Consider the following 19,077-nt stretch of genomic DNA (forward strand, 5'->3'; position numbering starts at 1 on the left):
CGTGCCCCAGGACACGGCCGGACCTTTCCGTTCCCGGACGCGAGTGCGGTAACCTCGGCGATTCGACCCCGACTAGTCAAATTTGAGGAACGCGCCATCGCCGAGCAGACGCCACCTGTCACCTCGCCCGCCGAGATCGCCGAACTGGCCCGTTGCTGCGCCGTGTTCGTGCCCGCGGATCCGGCACGTACCGGGCGGATCGCCTTCTGGTCGCCCGACGGCGACGGGCCGCCGGTCACCGAGTCCCGGTCGGCTGAGGAACTCACGGTCGCCCTGCCCGGCGCCGAGGGGATCGAGCCGGTGACCGTGCCCGCCGTCCTGCTGCCGGTGCGCTCGGCCCTGCCGGTGCTCACGCGCGCGCGTACCGCCTCGGGGACACACCGGGCGACGGCCTTCTGGGGCGCCGCGGCCGTGTTCGCCCTGCAACTCGCGGCACGCGGACTGCTGCTGCCCGGCCTGACACCGGACGACCACGACGCGTGGCGGGCGGGACCGCTCCGCGCGGAGGACCTGGCGCGGATGCGCGATCTGGCCGCCGCCATGCCGCCGGAGGCACACGCCGTGCCGGTGGACGAGCGTGAGCCACTGCGGCTGCCGGAGCCGGAGCGGCTGCTGCGCGCCTTCCTCGACGCCGTCGCCGACACCTTGCCCCGCTCCCCCGCGGCGCGCCTCGCGGCGGGCGGCCCGGCATTCGCCGCCCGGGAACCGCAACACGTACCGGAGCAGCGTGCCTGGGCCGCGGACGTGGCCGCCGGGCACGACGCGGGCGTGCGGGTCTCGTTGCGGATCGAGGTGCCCGGACTGGTGTCGGCCGCCTCGGACGCCGACCGTCTGCCCTTCCGTGCCGTGCTCCAGGTGCACAGTGCCGATGACCCGGCTCTCGTCGCGGACGCCGCGGCGGTCTGGGCCGGGTCCGAGGCGTTCGGCCCGCGCGCGCGGACGGACACCCTGCCGGCACTGCGCCGCGCGGCCCGGGCATGGGCCCCGCTGGCACCCCTGCTCTCGGCAGCGGAGCCGGACGCCATCGAGCTGGCCGACGAAGAGGTCACCGAGCTGCTGGGGGAGGGTGCCCGCGCACTGGGCGCCGCCGGTGTCGACGTGCACTGGCCGAAGGAGCTGGCGCGCAAACTCACGGCCCGGGCGGTCATCGGCCCGTCCGACGACGAGGAAGACGCGGGCCGGGTCCGGGCGGACACGCCGTCCTTCCTGTCCGCGGACGCGCTGCTCAGCTTCAACTGGCGGTTCGCGCTGGGGGAACAGCAGCTCACCCGCCAGGAGCTCGACCGGTTGGCGGAGGCGAGCCGGCCCGTGGTGCGCCTGCGCGACCAGTGGGTCCTGGTGGACCCGGAGGAGGTCCGCCGCGCCCGGTCGCAGCAGGACCGCAAGCTCACGCCCGTCGACGCGCTGAGCGCCGCCCTGACCGGTTCCACGGAGGTCGACGGCCGCCGGGTCGAGGTGCGGCCCACCGGCTGGCTGGCGACGCTGCGGGAGCGGCTCGCGGACCCGGAGGCGCAGGACCCGGTCGGGCAGCCCGCCGCCCTGGCCGCGACGCTGCGGGACTATCAGGTCAGGGGTCTCACCTGGCTGGCGCGGATGACCTCGCTGGGCCTCGGCGGCTGCCTGGCCGACGACATGGGGCTGGGGAAGACGATCACGCTGATCGCGCTGCACCTCCACCGGCAGGGTGACGAGTCCTCGGCCGGACCCACACTCGTCGTGTGCCCGACGTCCCTCATGGGCAACTGGCAGCGCGAGATCGAGAGATTCGCCCCCGGTGTCCCGGTGCGGCGCTTCCACGGTTCCCGCCGCGGCCTCGATGACCTGGCCGACGGGGAGTTCGTGCTGACCACGTACGGCACGATGCGGCTCGACGCGCCGCGACTCGCCTCGGTTCCGTGGGGCATCGTCGTGGCGGACGAGGCGCAGCACGTGAAGAACCCCTACTCGGCCACGGCACGCGCGCTGCGCACGATCGGCGCACGCGCACGCGTGGCGCTCACCGGGACCCCGGTGGAGAACAACCTGTCGGAACTGTGGGCCATCCTCGACTGGACGACCCCGGGACTCCTGGGCGGGCTCGGCGCCTTCCGCACCCGGTACGCGCAGGCGGTGGAGGGCGGCCGGGACCCCGCGGCCGGAGAGCGGCTGGGGCGACTCGTCCGGCCGTTCCTGCTGCGGCGCCGGAAGTCCGACCCGGGCATCGCGCCGGAGCTCCCGCCCAAGACCGAGACCGACCGCGCCGTGTCGCTCACCAAGGAGCAGACGGGGCTCTACGAGGCCGTGGTGCGCGAGACGCTGGCGGAGATCGCGGGCGCCGACAGCATGGCGCGGCGCGGCTTGATCGTGAAGCTGCTGACGGGGCTCAAGCAGATCTGCAACCACCCCGCGCAGTTCCTCAAGGAGGAGCGGCCGACGATCGCGGGCCGGTCGGGAAAGCTGGAGCTGCTGGACGAACTGCTCGACACCATCCTCTCCGAGGGGGCGAGCGTTCTGGTCTTCACGCAGTACGTGCAGATGGCGCGTCTCATCGAGCGGCACCTGTCGGCGCGCGGTGTGCCGTCGCAGTTCCTGCACGGGGGTACGCCCGTGCAGGAACGGGAGCGGATGGTGCGGCGTTTCCAGACGGGCGAGAACCCTGTCTTCCTGCTGTCGTTGAAGGCCGCGGGCACGGGTCTCAATCTGACCAGAGCGGAACACGTCGTGCACTACGACCGCTGGTGGAACCCCGCCGTCGAGGCCCAGGCCACCGACCGCGCGTACCGCATCGGTCAGACGCGGCCCGTACAGGTGCACCGTCTGATCGCCGAGGGGACCATCGAGGACCGGATCGCCGAGATGCTGGTCCGCAAAAGGGAGTTGGCCGACGCGGTGCTCGGCTCCGGCGAGTCGGCGCTGACCGAACTGACGGACGCGCAACTGGCCGACCTGGTGGAGCTGCGAGGGGGCACCCGATGACCCACCACGACATAGAGCGTACGTTCGAGGCGTTGCCGCCGGCCCAGGGGCGGGCCTTCGCCCGGACATGGTGGGGGCGGGCCTGGCTGAAGGCCCTGGAGGACACGGCGCTCGACTCGGTCCAGCTGAAGGCCGGGCGCCGCCTCGCGCGCGGGGGTGCGGTCGGGGCCGTGTCCGTGCGCCCGGGCCGCATCACGGCGGTCGTCCAGGACCGCGACCGCACCTCGCACCGCGCCGACGTCCTGCTGCCGGAGCTCTCCGGGGAGCAGTGGGGGCGCTTCTTGGACATCGCCGTCGAACGCGCGGGACACGTCGCCGCCCTGCTCGACCGGGAGATGCCGCCGCACCTGGTGGAGGACGGTGCCCTGGCCGGCGTGGAACTCCTGCCGGGCGTGGGCGAGCTGGAACCGCGGTGCGACTGCGGCTCCTGGGACCACTGCGGGCACACGGCCGCCCTCTGCTACCAGATGGCGAGGCTCCTGGACGAGGACCCCTTCGTACTGCTGCTCATGCGAGGGCGTGGCGAGAGCGCCCTGTTGGACGACCTCCGGACACGCGCCACCGGACCCGCCAGGGACCGGCCTTCCCGGCGAACGCCTGCCCAGGAGGGCGTGGACGCCGCGGAGGCGTACGCGACCGGGGACATCCTGCCGCCCCTCCCCGCCCTGCCCGAACCGCCCGAACATCCGGGTCGGCCACCGTCCCTGGACACCGACACCCCACCCGCACCCGGCGTGGAGCCCTCCGCGCTCGCCTTCCTCGCCGCGCAGGCGGCCGGAGAGGCACGGGAGCTCCTGGTGGACGCGCTCGGCCCCGAGCACGCCCGACGCCCGCCGGAAGGTGAACTCACGCTCGCACAGGACGCGGTGCGGCTGGCGGCAGGCGCCCCGGACGAGCGGATCGCCGCCCGGCTCGCGGCCGGATCGGGGCGGCACCGGGACGGACTGGCCCTCGCCGTCCGAGCCTGGACCTACGGCGGCACGGCCGCGCTGTCCGCGCTGGAGGACGAGTGGGCCCTGGACGCCGAGTCATTGTCACGCGCGCGTGCCGTCCTGGAGTCCGCCTGGGAGGGAGGCGAACGGCCCGTTCTGCACCGCTCGGGCAACCACTGGACGGTGAGCGGCAGGCCCGCGCAGCTGCGGCTGGACCGGGACGGCCGGTGGTGGCCGTATCGCAAGGATGAGGGACGCTGGGTGCCCGCGGGCACGGCGTCCACGGACCCGGCCACCGCCCTGGGCGCCGTGCTTGGCGACGAGTGACAGGTGTGAGCCATTGGGCCGTGCTCGGCGACGGGTAGCAGGCGGGGCCATGGGGACCGTGTCTGACGAGTGACCGGCGGGAACCATGGAAGCCGTGCTCGGCGACGCGGGAGAGACGTGGCCACGGATCCGCGTACGCGCGTGTGCCTGCCCGCCTGCCGCCCGCCGACGCGGGCGGCGGACACGCCCGGCACTCCGGCACACCCGCCCCACCAGCGGCCTCCACGCGGTCTCCGCCTCGCGGTCAGCCACTCGTGTCGCGCCGTTCACCCTTCGGACGCGCCCCGTTGGGCGGGACAGCGGAATCTGGCCGCTGTTACCAAAAACAGTGCCCCAGGAGGCCCGATGTCCCCGCACGCCACCGGCCGGCGCCGCGTCCACCGTTCCGTCGCCGCGGGAGTACCGCTCGCCGTTCTGGCCGCCCTGGCGGGTTCGGGCACCGCGAGCGCGCACGGCGACGCCGAGCAGCCCCAGGTGGCCCGGACCGCGACGCTCGGCGACATACCGCTCGGCACGTTCAGCAACGGGCTGCTGCCCGGCACGGTGTCCGACGACCGGGGCACGGACCTCGGAGGGATCGGCAGCGACATCTACCCGGCGGGCCGCGACAACGAGTTCTGGACCGTCACCGACCGGGGCCCCAACGGCCAGATCAAGGTCGACGGCAAGAAGCGCCGTACGTTCCCCGTGCCCGGCTTCGACCCCGCGATCGTCAAGATCCGCGTGGCCGGGGACACCGTACGGGTGCTCGACGCCCTGCCGCTGACCACGGCCTCCGGTAAGCCCGTCACGGGGCTGCCGGACCAGGCGGGGCGCGACGAGGCCCCGTACTCCTACGACGCGCGGACGCCGCTCGCGTACAACCCGAACGGTGTGGACACCGAGGGGATCGTGCGGGCGGCGGACGGCACGTTCTGGCTCGTCGACGAGTACGGGCCGTCGCTGCTCCACGTGTCGGCACGCGGCCAGGTGCTCACCCGGTATGTGCCCGAAGGGCTGAACCTGACCGGAGCGGACTACCCGGTGGTCGAGGCGCTGCCGGCCATTTTCCTGCACCGGAAGATCAACCGCGGTTTCGAAGGCCTCGCCCAACTCCCCAACGGCGACCTCGTGATGGCGCTCCAGAGCCCGCTCTCCCTGCCGGACGGCGACGCGGGTGACACCTCCCTCACGACCCGCCTGGTGCGCTTCTCGCCGAAGAAGCGCGCTGTCACCGCCGAGTACGCCTACCGCTTCGACCCCGTGGATGTCGTCGACCCGGGCGAGGACGACACCTCGGAGCTGAAGATCTCCTCGGTGGTGGCCGTCGGGGGCAACCGGCTGCTGGTCGAGGAGCGCACGGACAAGGCGGCGCGGCTCCAGTCCGTGGAACTCACCCGGGACGCCGACATCCTGGGGCGGGCGTGGGACGACGACACGACCTCGCCGTCCCTTGAGCAGCTCGCCGACCCGGCCGCGGCGGGGGTCCCGGTGCTGCGCAAGCGTCTGGTCGTCGACCTCGGCAAGGTGGCCGGGGTCCCCGGCAAGATCGAGGGCGTCGCGCGGGTGCGGAACGACACGCTGGCGCTCATCAACGACAACGACTTCGGGATGACGGACGGGTCGGCGGCGTTCGACGCGGAGGGCCGTCTCGTGGACAGCGGGATCGAGACGACGGTCACGTACGTGCGGCTGCCGCGCCGGATCTGATTCCTGCCTCCCGCCCGCCGGGACGCCGAACGGCGGCACACCGCAAGGATCCACGTATGCGTGCACCTCGGAGGAGACCGCGTGCACGCACGCGTGGGTGGTGCTCTCCACCCACGCGCGCGTGCGCTCACGCCAACGGCCTCGTGAGTTTCCGGTCGCCGCCGCCCGCGTCGGCGACCAGGCTGCACGTGACGTTGTCGATACCGACGTCGTACGTGGACGTGTCCGGATACTGCACCAGGGTCCCGCGCACGCTTCCGGCGGGCTGTTCGGCGCTCTCGCGTCGCAGCGCCTTCTCGCACAGCGCCGAAGCGGCCTCACTGCGCGCGGTGTCCGAGGCGTAGGCGCCTTCGAGTTCGGCGACGCGCACCACCTCGGCGTCGTGAGGCTCGCGGCACGACTGCCTGGCCGCCTGGCCCGGCCGGCTGCTGTCGATGTCGAAGCAGTCGCCCTTCTTGAGCATGTAGTACGGGATCTCGTCGCCCGCCGGGGCCGCGAAGAGCGATTCGAGGTCGCTCGGAAGGGTGCTGGGGAGGCCGCTGGGAAGGTCCGTGGGGAAGCCGCTCGGCAGACCCGACGGCAGTCTCGAAGGGAGCTCCGTGGGCAGCTTCGAGGGGATGCTCAGCGACGGGGCGGGCGAACGGCTCGTCCTTGTGCCGCTGTCGGTGGGCGACTTGTCTTCGGACGAGTCATCCCCCTGGCCGACCACCAGGAGCACGGCGACGAGAACGCCCAGTGCCACCACGACCGCGACCACCAGGAAGAGGGTGTTGCGGCGCGGTCCCGGCCCGCCGGGCGGCCCCGGGGGCGGCATGCCCTCGCCGCCGCCCTGCCCGGACGACCAGTTGCCCCCGCCGGGAGGCGGGCCGTAGCCGCCGCCGGCGTATCCGCCTCCTCCGGGCAGCGTCCCGTATCCGTCCGGAGGGGAACCGTAGCCCCCGGGCGGCGGACCGAATCCACCGTTGTCCGGAGGCGGCGTGCCTCCTGGCGGCTGGGGCGGTAAGGGTGGCGTGGCCATACCGCCAAGCGTCGCCCCGAGCCGGTCGGCACGCGACCCCCGCGCGGGAGTTGATACGGACTCATGCCACGGAAGGCATGGTTCCGGAGCAGTCCCGGCGCGGGTGGCGAGCAGAACCGGCCGAAGACGACGATCGGCGCGTCCCCGGGGGTTCGATCAGCCCCGGGCCCCCAGCAGGTGGTCCATGGCCAGCTGGTCGAGCCGCTCGAACGCCATGCCGCGCGCGGCGGCCTCCTCGACGTCGAAGTCCTCGAAGGCCGACCGGTCGTCGAGGAGAGCCGTCAGACCGTCCGCCGCGGTGGGCTGCGCCAGTTCGTCCAGCCGCGAGGCCCGCAGCGCCTCCTGGACCTCGGGGTCGGCCCGGAACGCGGCCGCCCGGTCGCGCAGGACGAGGTAGTTGCGCATGCAGCCCGCAGCGGACGCCCACACGCCGTCGAGGTCCTCGGTCCGCGGCGGCTTGAAGTCGAAGTGCCTCGGCCCTTCGTACCCGGCGGTCTCCAGGAGGTCCACGAGCCAGAAGGCGGACCGCAGGTCGCCCGCGCCGAAGCGCAGGTCCTGGTCGTACTTGATGCCCGACTGGCCGTTCAGGTCGATGTGGAAGAGCTTGCCCGCCCACAGGGCCTGGGCGATGCCGTGCGGGAAGTTCAGGCCCGCCATCTGCTCGTGGCCCACCTCGGGGTTGACGCCGTACAGCTCGGGGCGTTCCAGGCGCTCGATGAAGGCCAGGGCGTGACCGACCGTGGGGAGCAGGATGTCGCCGCGCGGCTCGTTCGGCTTGGGCTCGATCGCGAAGCGCAGGTCGTACCCCTGGGAGGTCACGTACTCGCCCAGGAGATCGAAGGCCTCCTTCATGCGGTCCAGGGCGACACGCACGTCCTTTGCGGCGCCCGACTCGGCGCCTTCCCTGCCGCCCCAGGCGACGTAGGTCTTGGCGCCCAGTTCGACCGCGAGGTCGACGTTGCGGATCGTCTTGCGCAGGGCGTATCGGCGTACGTCCCGGTCGTTGGCCGTGAAGGCGCCGTCCTTGAACACGGGGTGCGTGAACAGGTTCGTGGTGGCCATCGGCACGGTCAGGCCGGTCGCGTCGAGTGCCTGGCGGAAGCGCTTGATGTGGGACTCGCGCTCGGTGTCCGAGGACCCGAAGGGGATCAGGTCGTCGTCGTGGAAGGTGACTCCGTAGGCGCCGAGCTCGGCCAGGCGCTGCACCGACTCGACCGGGTCGAGGGCACGCCGCGTGGCGTCGCCGAACGGGTCCCTCCCCTGCCAGCCGACGGTCCACAGGCCGAAGGTGAACCTGTCCTCGGGGGTGGGCTGGTAGTTCATGCCGCGGCTCCTTGCTCTGTTTCGCTACGACTATTTCGTCATGGCACTTAACAAATTAGTATGCGGAGGCATCTCTGGGAAGAGACGAATCACGAAACCCGGTCACAGTGGTCCGGGAAACGCCGTCACCAGGACAGATCCCGCGGAGCCGCGGAAGAGGGAGAGCCCGATGTCAGCAGCCGAGGGTCCGCTGGTCGTGGGGGTGGACACATCCACCCAGTCCACCAAAGCCCTGGTCGTCGACGCATCCACCGGACAGGTGGTGGCAAGCGGACAGGCGCCGCACACCGTCTCCTCCGGAGCGGGCCGTGAGAGCGACCCGCGCCAGTGGTGGGACGCGCTGAGGGAGGCCCTCCACCAGTGCGGGGACGCGGCCCACGAGGCGGCGGCGGTGTCGATCGGCGGGCAGCAGCACGGGCTGGTCACCCTGGACGCCGCGGGCGACCCGGTGCGCCCGGCGCTGCTGTGGAACGACGTGCGCTCGGCACCGCAGGCCCGCCGGCTGATCGAGGAGCTGGGCGGACCCAAGGCGTGGGCCGAACGGTGCGGCAGCGTGCCCGGGCCCTCCTTCACGGTGACGAAATGGGCGTGGCTCGCCGAGCACGAGCCGGAGGCCCTGCGCGCCACCGCGGCCGTGCGCCTGCCCCACGACTACCTCACCGAGCGCCTCACCGGAGAGGGCACGACGGACCGCGGCGACGCCTCCGGCACGGGCTGGTGGGCGTCCGCGACGGAGTCGTACGACGAGGAGGTCCTCGCGCACATCGGCCTCGACCCCGCCCTGCTCCCCCGCGTCGTGCGCCCCGGCGAGGTCGCGGGCACCGTCCGCGACACCGCCGACCTGCCGTTCTCCAAGGGCACCCTCGTCGCGGCCGGCACCGGCGACAACGCGGCCGCCGCGCTCGGACTCGGCCTGCGCCCCGGTACGGCCGTGCTCAGCCTCGGCACGTCCGGCACGGTCTACGCCGTCTCCACCCACCGTTCCGCCGACCCGACCGGCACCGTGGCCGGTTTCGCCGACGCGCGCGGGGACTGGCTGCCGCTGGCCTGCACCCTGAACTGCACGCTCGCCGTCGACCGCGTCGCCGCCCTGCTCGGCCTGGACAGGGAAGCCGTCGAGCCCGGCGCGGGCGTGACGCTGCTGCCCTACCTGGACGGTGAGCGGACACCCGACCTGCCGCACGCCTCGGGGCTGCTGCACGGACTGCGGCACGACACCACGGGCGGACAGCTGCTGCAGGCCGCGTACGACGGCGCTGTCCACTCCCTCCTCGGCGCCCTGGACCTGGTGCTCGACGCCGAAGCCGACCGCTCGGCGCCCCTGCTGCTGATCGGCGGAGGCGCGCGGGGCAGGGCCTGGCAGGAGACCGTGCGCCGTCTGTCAGGACGGCCGGTCCAGGTGCCCGAGGCCAAGGAACTGGTCGCGCTGGGTGCCGCCGCGCAGGCCGCCGGCCTGCTGACCGGCGAGGACCCGGCGGCGGTGGCCCGGCGCTGGGACACCGCCCGCGGTCCCGTGCTCGACGCCGTGGAACGGGACGAGGCGACGCTCGCCAGGATCGCCAGGGTACTCTCCGACGCGGCCCCGCTGCTGGAGCGGGAACCGGACAAGCGCTGACGAGGGTCGGCCTGACCAGGGCAGCCCCGCGGGGACCGGCCGGACGAGGACTGACGGAGGCATGACCGCACCGCTGCACGAAGCGCAACCGTCCGGCCGCCGGCTGCCCGACACCCAGCAGGGCATGCGGCGCCGCAACCTCGCACGCGTCATGCACACCGTCAGCGCCGAGGGGCCACTGTCCCGGGCGGCCGTCGCCTCGCGCATCGGTCTGACCCGCGCGGCCGTGTCGACACTGGTGGACGAGCTGATCCGCTCCGGGCTTCTGGAGGAACTCGGCCCGGAACGTCCTGGACGCGTCGGACGCCCCGGCTCGGCACTGGCCGTCAGCGGTCGCGGCCCCGCCGGGATCGGCGCGGAGATCGGCGTCGGCCATCTCGCGGTCTGCGCGGTCGACCTCCGGGGTGACATACGGGTCCGGGCCGAGCGGCACGGCGCCAACCGCGGCCGGTCGCCCGAGTCCGTGACGGAGGAACTGACCGAGCTCGTACGCCGGGTGGTCACCGACGCCGAACGGGAGGGCCTGTGGCCGGCGGGGCTCGCGGTCGCCGTGCCGGGACTGGTCGCCCGTGACGCCCGCACCGTCGTCCGTGCCCCCAACCTCGACTGGCACGACACCGACCTCGGCACACTGCTCCCCGGGGAACTCCCCCTGACGGTCGACAACGAGGCCAACTTCGGCGCGCTGGCGGAACTCTGGCTGGGCGACGCGACCCCCCAGGACTTCCTGCACGTGTCGGCGGAGATCGGCATCGGCGGGGCCGTGGTCGTGGACGGGCGGCTGCTGCGCGGGACGCGCGGATTCGCCGGCGAGCTCGGGCACGTGCCGGTGCGCCCCGAGGGCCCGCAGTGTGTCTGCGGCGGGCGCGGCTGCCTGGAGCAGTACGCCGGCGAGGACGCCGTGCTGCGCGCGGCGGGCCTCGAACCGGTCGAGGACCGCGTCGGCCTGCTGGCCGGGCGGGCCGCCGCCGACGACGAGGACGTGCGGCGCGCCCTGCGCGGAGCCGGAACCGCGCTCGGCATCGCCCTGACCGGCGCGGTCAATCTGATCGACCCCGAGACCGTCGTGCTGGGTGGCGCCCTGGCCCGCCTGGCTCCCTGGCTGCTGCCTTCGCTGGAGAACGAGTTGAGCCGCCGGACGACCGGTCCCGCCTGCGCGGTGGCCGTCTCCCGGCTCGGCCCCGAGGGCCCGCTGCTCGGCGCCGCGCACTCGGTGGTGCGGGGGGTGCTGGACGACCCGGCGGCGGTGGCGGGACGTTCGTGACGGCGGGGCACCGGCTGTCGCCTTGAGATCCAGGTCCGGTCGAAGGACATGGCATGGGCCCATTCCCCCTTGTGGGTGAGGAAGTTGTCCACAGTCTCGGAGTTGTCCACCGACGGGGGCCTTGCTCTTCCTGCCCAACCGGCAAGCGCCGTACCGTGATTCACGCGAGGCGCAGCCGTCCTGCCGACGGCTGTGTGTCCGAGCGGATCGGGGGTTCACATGTCAGGGGAGACATCACTCGGGGCTGGGCGCCGGCCTGTCGGACCGGGCCAGGTGTCGCCGGTACGGCGGCTGCGGCTCCCGGTTCCGCCGGCACGGCGGCTGCCGCTCCTGCCGCTCCTGCCGCTCCTGCCGCCGCGAGCCTCCGTCCGCCTCCTCGGCTTCGGCTTCGTCCTCTCCCTCTCCCTGTCCTTTTCCCTCTTCCTCGTCCTCGTCCTTGTCCTTGTCCTCGGCCGGGCGTCGATCGGCACGGCGGATCCGGCTGTCTTGGACTTCGTGTCCGGGATGGTCCCGCCCGTGTCGTACGCCGGTCCGGGCGTCGGGGTCTGGATGATGGCCGGAGTGGTGATGTCCGTACTCCTCCTGCGAAGTGGTCAGCGGCGCATATCCGGAGCAACCCGCCTCCACCCGGCCACGACGCACCGTCCGACTCCCTCCGCCCGACAGCGAACGGAGACACGCAGCCATGAGCGACCCCCGGATCCTCACGGTCCGGCCCCGGCCGGACGAGTACGCGTGGACCTTCGGCGGTGCGCCTCCCGTGGCCCGCATCGCGCCCGGCACCGTCCTCGACCTGTACACGGAGGACTGCTTCGCGGGCCGGGTCCGGTCCGAGAAGGACTTGGTGTCCGAGGTGTGCGAGTTCCCGTTCCTGAACCCTCAGACGGGGCCCTTCCACGTGGAGGGCGCGGAGCCGGGTGACACGGTCGCGGTGCACTTCGTCTCGATCGAGCCGGCGCGGGACTGGGCGGCGTCGACGACGGTCCCGCTGTTCGGGGCGCTCACCTCCACGCACACCACGGCCACGCTCCAGCCGCCGCTGCCCGAGACGGTCTGGATCTGGCAGCTCGACCGGGAGCGGCGCACCGCCCTGTTCAGCGCGCGCGACAGCGACATCGAGATCGAGCTGCCGATGGACCCGATGCACGGCACCGTGGGCGTGGCTCCCGCCAACCTCGAAGTGCGGTCCGCACTGGTCCCGGACGCCCATGGCGGAAACATGGACACGCCCGAGATGCGGGCGGGCGTGACCTGCTTCCTCGGGGTGAACGTCGAGGGTGCGCTGTTGAGCCTCGGTGACGGACACGCACGTCAGGGCGAGGGCGAGACGTGTGGAGTCGCCGTGGAGTGCGCGATGAACACGGTGGTGATCGTCGAGTTGCTGAAGGGTGTGGCCACACCGTGGCCACGCATCGAGTCGGACACGCACATCATCTCGACCGGTTCCGCCCGCCCGTTGGAGGACGCGTTCCGGATATCCCAGCTCGACCTGGTCCAGTGGCTGGTACGCGACTACGGCTTCAGCGAGCTGGACGCCTACCAGTTCGCGCCCCAGGCGGTCGAGTCACCGCTCGCCAACGTCTGCGACACCAACTACACGTGCGTCGCCAAGCTGCGCAAGCAGTGGCTGCCGGAGCGTGAGACGCATCGCGGACTGCACGCGCGCCTGCGGGAGACGGCCGCGGCGCTTCGGGGCTGACCCTCGACCGCCGGAGGGTTCACCTCTGGTGCCCGACAGTGCCACCGTTCCGCGGCACTGCACGGCACGGCACGGCACACAGCAGAGCCGCTCCCTATCCCACTCCCCCGACTGCCCGAGCCCTCAAGTTCTCAGCCACCGGCACCTGAACTCCGAACCCCGAGTCCGAGTCCCGAGTCCCGAGTCCCGAGTCCCGAGCATCACCCCCGAGCCCAAGCCCGGGATCCAAGCCCGGGATCCGACCCCAAGCCCGGAGCCCGGAACCCGAGCCCCAAGCCCATCCCCCCACCTGGAAGGAACGCATCATGGAGCGAGCCAGACCGTTCCTCACTCGGCGAAGGCTGCTGGGAGCCGCAGCCCTCGCCGCGGTCCCCTACGCCTTAGCCCCCGGCACACGGGCCGGAGCCCAGGCGCAGGCCGTCGACTACCCGGCGGCCGAATGGGTGCCGGCGAGCACCTCCAACTACACGGCGTCCAACCGCCCCACGAGCTACCGGCTCAACTACGTGATCATCCACGTCACGCAGGAGACGTACCCCGACACTCTGTCCATCTTCCAGAACCCGCAGAAGAAGGTGTCCGCGCACTACGTCGTCCGGTCGTCCGACGGACACGTCGCGCAGTGTGTCCGCGAGCGCGACGTGGCGTGGCACGCGGGCAACTGGGACTACAACACGCGAAGCATCGGCATCGAGCACGAGGGCTGGGTGGATCAACCCTCCTACTTCACCGACGCCATGTACGAACAGTCGGCGAAGCTGACCGCCGCCGTCTGCGCCAAGTACGGCATCCCGAAGGACCGGGCGCACATCCTGGGCCACTACCAGGTGCCGGGCAGCGACCACACCGATCCGGGTCCGAACTGGGACTGGACCCGCTATATAAGGCTCGTGAACTTCGCCTGACCGCGCGCTCCACGGCCAGAACGCCCGGCGACCTCGCCGCGGCGGTCACGAGGACGGTCACGAAGCTTGTCGGGGCGCGCACCGGGAGTGACGATGTCCTCAGCCGCGTCGCGTTCCGGGAGGCCGAGTTGACCGATCCATGGGTGGCCCTGGAACCGGGTGCCGACCCCGTCGAGCGGCTGCGGGCGCTGCGCCGCGCCCACGAGACGTTCACGGAGGCGGGGACGGTGCCCCGGCCGGTGCGCTCCGTGGTCGCCGACTCGTGGCGGCGTTCGGCGCGGGCCGGGGTGGGGCCCGACGGCACGGCCTGCGTGGAGCTCACCGACGGCGACCTCGGGGCGTATCGGGCGGAGCATCCGCTGGCGCGGGTGATGCCGTTGATCCGGGAGTTGATGGGGACCTTCGCGGCGGACGGCGAGCATCTGCTGGCGGTCTGCGACGCGCAGGGCCGGCTGTTGTGGGTGGAGGGGCATCCGTCGACGCGCCGGGAGGCGGGCCGGATGAACTTCGTGCCGGGCGCGCGGTGGGCGGAGACCGCGGTCGGAACGAACGCCCCGGGTACGGCCGTCGCCGTGGACCGGCCGGTGCAGGTCTTCGCCGCCGAGCACTTCATCCGTCGGGTGCAGCCGTGGACGTGCGCCGCGGCGCCGGTGCACGATCCGCGCACCGGGAGGGTGCTCGGCGCGGTGGACATCACCGGCGGCGACGGGCTCGCGCATCCGCACAGTCTCGGCTTCGTCCAGGCCGTGGCACGAGCGGCGGAGTCCCACCTGGCCCTGCTGGCGCCGATGCGGGCGACCGCCGACACGCTCGAACTGACCGCGCTCGGCCGGGACGAGGCGCTGCTGGTCCTGCCGGGCGGCCGGAGGATCAGGCTGAGCCGCCGGCACAGCGAGATCCTCGTCCTGCTCTCCCGGCATCCGGAAGGGCGGACCGGGGACGAACTGCTCTGTGCGCTGTACGAGGACGAGTCGGTGCCGCCGGTGACGTTGCGCGCCGAGCTGGCCCGGCTGCGCCGTCTGCTCGGTCCGGGGGTGCTGGCTTCTCGCCCCTATCGGCTGACGATGCCGGTCGAGTCCGATGTCGCCGTGGTCGAGCGGCGGCTCGGGACGGGGGCGGTCGCTGCGGCGACGAGCGCGTACACGGGTCCGCTGCTGCCCGCGTCGCAGGCTCCTGCGGTGGTGCGGGTGCGGCGACGGCTCGCCGACGGGCTGCGCGCCGCGCTGGTGGCCTGCCGCGACCCCGACCTGCTGGCGGAGTGGGCGCACGCTCCGTGGGGCGAGGACGATCTCGAGGTGTGGCGGGCGCTGGCGACGGTGCGGCCGACGGCTTCGGTGCGGTCGCGTCTGGCCGAGCTGGACGCCGAGTTGTCCGTGGCGGGGCGCGTGGTGGGGCGCGCAACGTGGTCGCAACGTTCCGGTTCCTAGCCTCAGCGGCGAGAGCTGCCCGACGGCGGGCAGCGCTTCTCCGGGAGGCAGACCAGCATGACCCGTTACGCGGCGCCCGGCACCGAGGGCGCGATCGTCTCCTACGAGGCGCGTTACGACCACTTCATCGGCGGCGAGTACGTGCCGCCGGCGCGCGGACAGTACTTCGAGAACCCGAGCCCGGTGAACGGGCAGCCGTTCACGGAGGTCGCCCGGGGCACCGCGGAGGACGTGGAGCGCGCTCTGGACGCGGCGCACGCGGCCGCTCCGGCCTGGGGGCGCACGTCGGCGACCGAGCGTTCCGGCATCCTGCTCAAGATCGCCGACCGCATGGAGGCGAACCTGGAGAAGCTGGCGGTCGCCGAGAGCTGGGAGAACGGCAAGCCGGTGCGGGAGACCCTCGCGGCGGACATCCCGCTGGCGATCGACCACTTCCGCTATTTCGCGGGGGCGGTGCGGGCCCAGGAGGGTTCGCTCAGCGAGGTCGACGACGACACGGTCGCGTACCACTTCCATGAGCCGCTCGGCGTGGTGGCGCAGATCATTCCGTGGAACTTCCCGATCCTGATGGCGGTCTGGAAGCTCGCCCCGGCCCTCGCGGCGGGCAACGCGGTCGTCATCAAGCCGGCCGAGCAGACCCCAGCGTCCATCCACTACTGGCTGAGCCTGGTCTCCGACCTGCTGCCGCCGGGAGTCGTGAACGTCGTCAACGGGTTCGGGGTGGAGGCGGGCAAGCCGCTGGCGTCCAGTGCGCGGGTCGCGAAGGTGGCGTTCACCGGTGAGACCACGACGGGGCGGCTGATCATGCAGTACGCCTCGGAGAACATCAAGCCGGTCACGCTGGAGCTGGGCGGCAAGTCGCCGAACATCTTCTTCGACGACGTGTGGGACAAGGACGACGACTTCCGCGACAAGGCGCTCGAAGGCTTCACGATGTTCGCGCTCAACCAGGGCGAGGTGTGCACCTGTCCGTCGCGGGCGCTCATCCAGCGCGGCCACTACGGGGAGTTCCTGGAGGCGGCCGTCGCGCGCACCGGGCTCATCAAGCCCGGTCACCCGCTCGACACGGACACGATGATCGGGGCGCAGGCGTCCAACGACCAGTTGGAGAAGATCCTGTCCTACTTCGACATCGGCCGGCAGGAGGGGGCCAAGGTTCTCACCGGCGGTGAGCGCGTCGAGTACGACGGGGATCTCAAGGGCGGGTACTACGTTCAGCCGACGATCTTCGAGGGCGACAACCGGATGCGGATCTTCCAGGAGGAGATCTTCGGTCCGGTCGTGTCGGTGACGTCGTTCGGCGACTTCGACGACGCCATCAAGACGGCCAACGACACGCTGTACGGGCTCGGGGCCGGCGTGTGGACGCGGGACGTCAACACCGCTTACCGCGCGGGGCGGTCGATCCAGGCCGGCCGTGTCTGGACGAACTGCTACCACGCGTATCCCGCGCATGCGGCGTTCGGCGGCTACAAGCAGTCCGGCATCGGCCGCGAGAACCACAAGATGATGCTGGAGCACTACCAGCAGACGAAGAACCTCCTGGTGTCGTACAGCCCGAAGAAGCTCGGGTTCTTCTAGAGCGCGAATCGGTTGCCCGGCGGTCACCTACTGGCGCAGACCGCCATCGCCATCGCCTTCGTTGCACGCTGGGCAACCCGACGAATCAGCCGAGCCGGCGTGACCGGGCGGCACGAGGCCGGTCCCGCCGAGGGTGCTCGCCGGCATCCACCCACTGCCCTCGGCAGGTTCAGCGTCGAGGGCGCGCGGCATCTTCGAGCGGATAGGCGCCGACGGAGTGGAGCCAGGATCGTCCTGGCTCCACTCCGTGGTGCGCGCGTGCCACTGGAACCGTGCGAAGAACCTCTTCGGTCAGGTGGCGACGCCGACAAGCGAGAGGGGGAAGCGCTGAGACCTGCGGTGCGGCTTCCCCCCGCCCTCCACCAGAGGCTTTCCGGCCGAGGCAGGGCCCGTCAGGTGCGGGTCCAGCGTTGGTTGCTGCCGTTCGAGCAGGTGTAGAGCTGGATCAGGGTGCCGTTGGCGGTCCCGCTCGCGACGGCGTCGAGGCAGAGGCCGGACTGGACGCCGACGATGGATCCGTCGGAGTTGAGGCGCCATTTCTGGTTGTCGCCGCCCCAGCAGCTGTAGATCTGGACCTTGGCGCCGTTGCCCGTGCCGGCGGCGTCCAGGCACTTGTTGCCGTAGACCCGCAGCTCGCCGGCGGCGGTGTACGACCACTGCTGGTTGGTGCCGGTGTGGCAGTCCCAGAGCTGGAGCTGGGTACCGTCGGTGGTGCTGGTGCCGGGCACGTCCAGGCAGCGGCCCGAACCGACGCCCTTGATCTGCCCGGAACCCGAAGGGGGCGTGGAGGTGCCGCCGTTGAGCGCGTTGAGGACGGCGGAGTATGCGGACTTCTTGCTTCCGTCGCCGTTGAACAGCAGCGGCGTGTCCTGCGATCGCCAGGAGTCGGTGTCGCGCACGCCCCAGACGGTGATGCCCAGGCAGCGCGGGACGGCCAGGCAGTCGTTGGTCACGTTGGCGTAGGTCGAGGCCGGCGCGCCCTGGATGTCGAGCTCGGTGATGGCCACGTCGACGCCGAGGGCCGCGAAGTTCTGCAGGGTGGTGCGGAAGTTGCTGTTGTACGGGCTGCCGCTGTTGAAGTGCGACTGGAAGCCGACGCAGTCGATGGGCACGCCGCGCTGCTTGAAGTCGCGGACCATGGCGTACATGGCCTGGGTCTTGGCCCAGGTCCAGTCCTCGACGTTGTAGTCGTTGTAGCAGAGCTTGGCGGCCGGGTCGGCGGCGCGCGCGCTGCGGAAGGCGACCTCGATCCAGTCGTTGCCGGTGCGCTGCAGGTTGGAGTCGCGCCGGGCTCCGGAACCGCCGTCGGCGAAGGCCTCGTTCACGACGTCCCACTGGGCGATCTTGCCTTTGTAGTGGGTCATCACGCCGTTGATGTGGTCGATCATCGCCTGGCGCAGTGCGCTGCCGCTGAGGCTCTGCATCCAGCCGGGCTGCTGGGAGTGCCAGGCCAGCGTGTGGCCGCGCACCTGCTTGCCGTTCTGCACCGCCCAGTTGTAGACGCGGTCACCGGCGGTGAAGTTGAACTGGCCGCGCTGCGGTTCGGTGGCGTCGATCTTCATCTCGTTCTCGGCCGTCACCGAGTTGAACTCACGGCCGGCGATCGTTGTGTACGCCGAGTCGCCCAGCTTGCCCGACGCGATGGCGGTGCCGAAGTAGCGGCCGCTCTGCGCCGCCGCGGCGCCGAGCGTGTTCTCGGCGGCGTGTGCGGGCGGCGGCGCGACCAGTACGGTCACCGCACCGAGGACGCCGACGACCAGCGCCAACAGCAGGCCGCGGATCCTCCGGCGTATGTGGGGTCCGGGAAGGGCGTAGGAGCCCATGACTGTGCCTCCAAGGTAGACGTCACGGAAGGGCGGAAGCGAAGAGGAACGTGTCGTCCGCTCCCGCTCCGGAGACGGACGGGGCGGGCCGGAACGCGGGCAGCCCGGGATCACCGGACACCGCGGTCATGGGACCGGACGCTCTCCACTGCGGTATCGCTGCTGCGCACCTCACCGGAACCGGATGGGGTGACGCAGGTGCCGTTGGCGCGCGGATCTGTCGCGCGGGTGTCGCAGGTGCTGCGGTGCGCGGATCTGTCACGCCTGTGCTGGACTGTCTTGCGGCTCGTGCGCGGAACTGTCTTGCGGCTGTACGTGGTCTGCCGGGCGGCACACGATTACTCAGGGCCTTGCTCGCCGCCGGGATGTTCGATATACCGAACTGCGGCCGGTTTCCCAGACAGGGATGATTGAGTGTTGACGGGGGATCGTCAATACTCCTCGCAGAATAAGTTTCGGATTCTTGCTCGAAACTTTCTGGACTGCCCGAGCCGGAGCGTGATGCCTCACGATCCCTCC

The 19,077-nt window shown here is 72.0% G+C and carries 12 protein-coding genes; 9 read left to right on the forward strand and 3 right to left on the reverse strand.

Features of this window, described 5'->3' with window-relative positions:
• Positions 1–162 precede the first annotated feature (162 nt).
• The 3 genes from ACWGIS_RS18525 (at position 163) to ACWGIS_RS18535 (ending at position 5,903) form a co-directional block, all read left to right on the forward strand.
• Entirely contained in the window at positions 163–2,955 is a 2,793-nt protein-coding gene (locus ACWGIS_RS18525; protein WP_453363500.1) for an SNF2-related protein, read from the forward strand.
• Positions 2,952–4,214, forward strand: coding sequence for an SWIM zinc finger family protein (locus ACWGIS_RS18530; RefSeq protein WP_453363501.1), 1,263 nt, complete (start codon positions 2,952–2,954; stop codon positions 4,212–4,214). The genes ACWGIS_RS18525 and ACWGIS_RS18530 overlap by 4 nt, the downstream gene beginning before the upstream one ends.
• A gap of 345 nt (positions 4,215–4,559) precedes the next feature.
• Positions 4,560–5,903: an esterase-like activity of phytase family protein gene (locus ACWGIS_RS18535; protein WP_453363502.1), complete on the forward strand. Its 1,344-nt coding sequence runs from the start codon at positions 4,560–4,562 to the stop codon at positions 5,901–5,903.
• Positions 5,904–6,030: 127 nt separating this feature from the next.
• On the opposite strand, the gene ACWGIS_RS18540 is transcribed toward ACWGIS_RS18535, so the two are convergent.
• Together ACWGIS_RS18540 and xylA are read right to left on the reverse strand one after the other, a co-directional pair.
• On the reverse strand, positions 6,031–6,921 hold the full coding sequence (locus ACWGIS_RS18540) for a hypothetical protein (RefSeq protein ID WP_453363503.1): 891 nt from the start codon (positions 6,919–6,921) through the stop codon (positions 6,031–6,033).
• 156 nt (positions 6,922–7,077) lie between these two features.
• Positions 7,078–8,244 (reverse strand): xylose isomerase, encoded by a 1,167-nt coding sequence (gene xylA / locus ACWGIS_RS18545; RefSeq protein WP_453363504.1) that lies wholly within the window; start codon positions 8,242–8,244, stop codon positions 7,078–7,080.
• A 169-nt stretch (positions 8,245–8,413) separates the two neighbouring features.
• Here xylA and xylB point away from each other — a divergent pair, with 169 nt between their 5' ends.
• The 6 genes from xylB (at position 8,414) to exaC (ending at position 16,735) form a co-directional block, all read left to right on the forward strand.
• A complete protein-coding gene (gene xylB, locus ACWGIS_RS18550) occupies positions 8,414–9,859 on the forward strand; it encodes a xylulokinase (protein WP_453363505.1) in 1,446 nt (481 codons plus the stop codon).
• Between the two features lie 61 nt (positions 9,860–9,920).
• Positions 9,921–11,123, forward strand: a complete 1,203-nt coding sequence (locus tag ACWGIS_RS18555; RefSeq protein WP_453363506.1) for an ROK family protein — start codon at positions 9,921–9,923, stop codon at positions 11,121–11,123.
• A 685-nt stretch (positions 11,124–11,808) separates the two neighbouring features.
• Positions 11,809–12,822, forward strand: a complete 1,014-nt coding sequence (locus ACWGIS_RS18560; protein ID WP_453363507.1) for an acetamidase/formamidase family protein — start codon at positions 11,809–11,811, stop codon at positions 12,820–12,822.
• Between the two features lie 305 nt (positions 12,823–13,127).
• A complete protein-coding gene (locus ACWGIS_RS18565) occupies positions 13,128–13,727 on the forward strand; it encodes an N-acetylmuramoyl-L-alanine amidase (protein ID WP_453363508.1) in 600 nt (199 codons plus the stop codon).
• 128 nt (positions 13,728–13,855) lie between these two features.
• Complete coding sequence (locus ACWGIS_RS18570; protein WP_453363509.1) at positions 13,856–15,154, forward strand: GAF domain-containing protein; 1,299 nt, start codon at positions 13,856–13,858, stop codon at positions 15,152–15,154.
• Positions 15,155–15,211: 57 nt separating this feature from the next.
• Positions 15,212–16,735, forward strand: a complete 1,524-nt coding sequence (exaC, locus tag ACWGIS_RS18575; protein ID WP_453363510.1) for an acetaldehyde dehydrogenase ExaC — start codon at positions 15,212–15,214, stop codon at positions 16,733–16,735.
• Positions 16,736–17,127: 392 nt separating this feature from the next.
• On the opposite strand, the gene ACWGIS_RS18580 is transcribed toward exaC, so the two are convergent.
• Complete coding sequence (locus tag ACWGIS_RS18580) at positions 17,128–18,558, reverse strand: endo-1,4-beta-xylanase (protein WP_453363511.1); 1,431 nt, start codon at positions 18,556–18,558, stop codon at positions 17,128–17,130.
• Positions 18,559–19,077 lie beyond the last annotated feature (519 nt).

The organism is Streptomyces sp. NPDC054842, from assembly GCF_053611025.1.

Excerpts from the sequence above, each read along its gene's own strand:
- ACWGIS_RS18530 (WP_453363501.1), top strand. The coding sequence starts at position 2,952 with ATGACCCACCACGACATAGAGCGTACGTTCGAGGCGTTGCCGCCGGCC.
- ACWGIS_RS18535 (WP_453363502.1), top strand. The coding sequence starts at position 4,560 with ATGTCCCCGCACGCCACCGGCCGGCGCCGCGTCCACCGTTCCGTCGCC.
- ACWGIS_RS18540 (WP_453363503.1), bottom strand. The coding sequence starts at position 6,921 with ATGGCCACGCCACCCTTACCGCCCCAGCCGCCAGGAGGCACGCCGCCT.
- xylA (WP_453363504.1), bottom strand. The coding sequence starts at position 8,244 with ATGAACTACCAGCCCACCCCCGAGGACAGGTTCACCTTCGGCCTGTGG.
- xylB (WP_453363505.1), top strand. The coding sequence starts at position 8,414 with ATGTCAGCAGCCGAGGGTCCGCTGGTCGTGGGGGTGGACACATCCACC.
- ACWGIS_RS18555 (WP_453363506.1), top strand. The coding sequence starts at position 9,921 with ATGACCGCACCGCTGCACGAAGCGCAACCGTCCGGCCGCCGGCTGCCC.
- ACWGIS_RS18560 (WP_453363507.1), top strand. The coding sequence starts at position 11,809 with ATGAGCGACCCCCGGATCCTCACGGTCCGGCCCCGGCCGGACGAGTAC.
- ACWGIS_RS18565 (WP_453363508.1), top strand. The coding sequence starts at position 13,128 with ATGGAGCGAGCCAGACCGTTCCTCACTCGGCGAAGGCTGCTGGGAGCC.
- exaC (WP_453363510.1), top strand. The coding sequence starts at position 15,212 with ATGACCCGTTACGCGGCGCCCGGCACCGAGGGCGCGATCGTCTCCTAC.
- ACWGIS_RS18580 (WP_453363511.1), bottom strand. The coding sequence starts at position 18,558 with ATGGGCTCCTACGCCCTTCCCGGACCCCACATACGCCGGAGGATCCGC.